Raw genomic sequence first — 3,845 nt, 5'->3', positions numbered from 1 at the left:
ATCACCGAAGAGGCCCCCGCATGACGCATGAAAAAGCCATCCTCACCTGCGCCCTCACCGGCGTGCTGACCAACCCCCAGCAACACCCGGTGCCCGTCACCCCCACGCAGATGGCCGCGCAGGCGCGCGACGCCTACAACGCGGGCGCGAGCATCATGCATGTGCACATCCGCGCGCAGGAACCCGGCATGGGCCACATGCCCAGCTGGGACCCGGACGTGGCCCAGGAGGTGGTGGACGCCATCCGAGCGGCCTGCCCGGGCGTCATCATCAACCTGACCACCGGCGTGATCGGCAAGGACATCAGCGGGCCGCTCGCCTGCATCCGCCGCGTCAAGCCCGAGATCGCCGCCTGCAACGCGGGCAGCCTGAACTACCTCAAGATCAAGGAAGACGGCAACTGGGCCTGGCCGCCCATGGTGTTCGACAACCCGGTGGCCAAGGTGCAGCAGTTCCTCGACGTGATGGAGGAGTGCGGCACGCACCCCGAATTCGAGTGCTTCGACGTGGGCATCGTGCGCTCGGTCACCATGTACATCAAGAACGGCATGCTCAAGCCCGCCATGGGCCGCCCCGAATACAACCTGGTGATGGGCGTGGCCTCGGGCATGCCCTGCGATGCCCAGCTGCTGGAGCTGCTGCCGCAATGGATGGCGCCGGGCGCCGTGTGGCAGGCCACGCTGATCGGCCGCCAGGAGATCTGGCCCGTGCACCAGAAGACGGCGGATCTCGGCGGCATGCTGCGCACCGGGCTGGAAGACACCTTCTACCTGCCCGATGGCAGCCGCGCCAGCGGCAACGGTGTGCTGATCGAGGCGCTGGCCCAATGCGCGCGCAACGCCGGGCGCGCAATCGCCTCCCCGGCCGAAGCACGCGAACTGCTCGGCCTGACACCCGCCTGACCCCAGCTGGCGAGCCCCCCGCAGAAGGGGCCGCCGCAACGGCTGCGCCCGCACGGCGCAGCCGCTCAGCCCTGTGCACAGCGCCGTAGGGCAGAAAAAATACCGGAGACAAAACATGCCCATCACCCAAGCGAGCCATGGGCCGCAGGCCGCGCGCGACCAGAGCTTCCAGAGCATCCCGGCCCGCTTCGTGGCCACCAGCCAGCGCCAGCCGCAGGCGCCCGCCTATTTCGAGCGCAACGCCAGCGGCTGGCAGCCCACCACCTGGCAGGAATACGCCCAGCAGGTGCGCCAGGCCGCCCGTGCGCTGGTGGCGCTGGGCGTGCAGCCGGGCGACGCGGTATGCATCCTGGGCTTCAACCGCCCCGAATGGATCACCATGGACCTGGCCGCCATGATGGTGGGCGCCATGGCGGCCGGTATCTACTGGAGCAGCGCGGCCAACGAGATCGCCTACATCGTCGAGCACAGCGGCTGCGCCGTGCTGCTGGTGGAAAACGAAACGCAATGGGCCAAAGCGGCGGCAGAGCCCCAGGCGCTGGCCCGCCTGCGCGCCACCGTGCTCATGCGCCAGGCGCCGGGCGATGCCCGGCCGCAGGTGCCCGAGGGCGTGGCCGCACCCATGGCCTGGGAGCAGTTCCTGGCGCTGGGCGGCATGGAGCACGACGCCGAGGTGCAGTGCCGCATGGACGCGATCCGCGAGGAGGACATCGGCACGCTGATCTACACCTCGGGCACCACGGGCCACCCCAAGGCCGTGGAGCTGACGCACGCCAACCTGAGCTGGACCTCGGCCGCGCTGTCGGCCGCCTTCCAGGTGGGCCCGCAGGACCGGCTGATTTCCTACCTGCCGCTGGCGCACATCGCCGAGCAGCATGGCTCCATCTGCAACCACGCGCTGGCGGGCTACCAGCTCTACTTCGCGCGCTCGCTGGAGAGCCTGGGCGAGCACCTGCAGGAAGTGCACCCCACGGTGTTCTTCGGCGTGCCGCGCGTGTGGGAGAAGATGCAGGCCGCCATCGCCACCAAGCTGGCGGGCGCCACGGGCGCCAAGGCCCGGCTGGCGCGCTGGGCGCTGCGCACCGGACGCGCCTGGCACGCCGAGCGCCTGCAGGGGCGCACGCCCGGCGCGTGGCTGGACTGGCAGTACCGCTGGGCGCACCAATTGGTGCACCGCAAGGTGCAGGCCGCGCTGGGGTTCGACCAGGCACGCATCCTCCTCTCCGGCGCGGCGCCCATCGGCGTGGAAAACCTGGAATTCTTCACCGGCCTGGGACTGCAGATCGGCGAGGTGTACGGCCAGTCCGAGGACTGCGGCCCCACCGCCATCAGCCTGCCGGGCTTCATCCGCCTGGGCGCGGCGGGCAAGACCCTGCCCGGCATGCAGGTGCGCATTGCAGGCGACGGCGAGATCCTCGTCAAAGGGCCCAACGTGTTCCGCGGCTACCGTGGCCGCCCCGAGGCCACCGCCGAGGTGCTGCAGGACGGCTGGCTGCACAGCGGCGACCTGGGCCGCATCGACGAGGACGGCTTCCTCTACGTGACCGGCCGCAAGAAGGACCTGCTCATCACCTCCGGCGGCAAGAACATCTCGCCCGGCAACATCGAGGCCGACCTGATGGGCCTGCCCCTGGTAGAGCACGCGGTGGTCATTGGCGACGCGCGCCACTACCTCAGCGCGCTGCTGACGCTCAAGCCCGATGTGCTGCAGGAATTCGCCCGGCAGCACCAGTTGCCCGGTAGCCCAGCCGAATGGAGCCGCAGCCCCGCAGTGCATGCCGAACTGCAGCGCGGCATCGACGCCGTCAACGCACGGCAGGCGCGCGTAGCGCAGGTGCGCAAGTTCTCGGTACTGGAGAGCGCCTTCACCATCGACAACGGCTGCCTCACGCCCACACAGAAGATCCGCCGCAACGTGGTGCAGCGCCAGTACGCCGAGGAAATCGAGGCCCTGTACCGCGACGGCTCCAGCGCGCCGCACTGAGCCGCTGCTTCGCTGGGCGTCAGCCGCGCTTGGCGCTCCAGAGCCACAGCGCGGCGCCCCCGGCGATCATGGGCAGGCACAGCCACTGCCCCATGCTCATGCCCAGCGACAGCAGGCCCAGGAAGCTGTCGGGCTCGCGGAAGTATTCGGCGATGAAGCGGAAGACGCCGTAGCCGAACAAAAAGGCCGCCGCTACCTGCCCCTGGCGGCGCTCCTTGCGCGCATACAGCCACAGCAGCACGAACAGCAGCAGCCCCTCCAGCAGAAACTGGTACACCTGCGAGGGGTGGCGCGGCAGCATGGAGCCGCTGTGCGGGAACACCATGCCCCAGGGCAGGTCGGGGTTGGCAAAGCGCCCCCACAGCTCGCCGTTGATGAAGTTGCCCACGCGGCCCGCCGCCAGGCCCGTAGGCACGCAGGGCGCCACGAAATCGGCCACCTGCAGCCAGGGCCGCTGGCGCGTGCGCGCAAACCAGAAGAAGGAGCCAATCACGCCCAGCAGCCCGCCATGAAAGCTCATGCCGCCCTGCCACACCGCAAAAATCTCCAGCGGGTGCGCCGCGTAGTAGCCCGGCTTGTAGAACAGGCAGTAGCCCAGGCGCCCGCCCACGATCACACCGACCACACCCAGGAAAAGAATGTCCTCCACATCCCTGCGCGTCCACGCCGCAGAGCCGGTGAGCGACACAAACGGCTCATGCCGCAGACGCCGCAGGCCCAGCAGCATGAACAGGCCAAACGCGGCCAGGTAGGTCAGCCCGTACCAGTGGATGGCCACAGGGCCGAGCTGCAGCGCGATGGGGTCGATGTGGGGATAGGTCAGCATGGTGGGCGGTATTGTGCCCGGCGCGGCGGGCGGGAGCAGAAGGCGCCATGGCAAACCTTGGGGTTTTGAATCAAATCAGGCTCCAGCGGTTATACAGCAAGCGCGAGCAGCTATGGTTTTTGTACTGCTTTTC

General features: G+C 69.0%; 3 protein-coding genes. 2 read left to right on the top strand and 1 reads right to left on the bottom strand.

What is annotated here, in order from left to right:
- Nucleotides 1–20 precede the first annotated feature (20 nt).
- Entirely contained in the window at nucleotides 21–902 is an 882-nt protein-coding gene (locus ACE3QP_RS21575) for a 3-keto-5-aminohexanoate cleavage protein (protein ID WP_374439111.1), read from the top strand.
- Nucleotides 903–1,017: 115 nt separating this feature from the next.
- Nucleotides 1,018–2,886: a long-chain fatty acid--CoA ligase gene (locus tag ACE3QP_RS21570; protein ID WP_374439109.1), complete on the top strand. Its 1,869-nt coding sequence runs from the start codon at nucleotides 1,018–1,020 to the stop codon at nucleotides 2,884–2,886.
- A 19-nt stretch (nucleotides 2,887–2,905) separates the two neighbouring features.
- On the opposite strand, the gene lgt is transcribed toward ACE3QP_RS21570, so the two are convergent.
- The gene (gene lgt, locus ACE3QP_RS21565) at nucleotides 2,906–3,712 is read right to left on the bottom strand and encodes a prolipoprotein diacylglyceryl transferase (RefSeq protein ID WP_374439107.1); all 807 of its coding nucleotides are present in this window, start codon (nucleotides 3,710–3,712) and stop codon (nucleotides 2,906–2,908) included.
- Between the last annotated feature and the right edge of the window lie 133 nt (nucleotides 3,713–3,845).

The organism is Inhella sp. (assembly GCF_041912635.1).
Taxonomy (GTDB): Bacteria; Pseudomonadota; Gammaproteobacteria; order Burkholderiales; family Burkholderiaceae_C; genus Inhella.
This window is presented reverse-complemented; position numbering and strand designations above follow the sequence as displayed.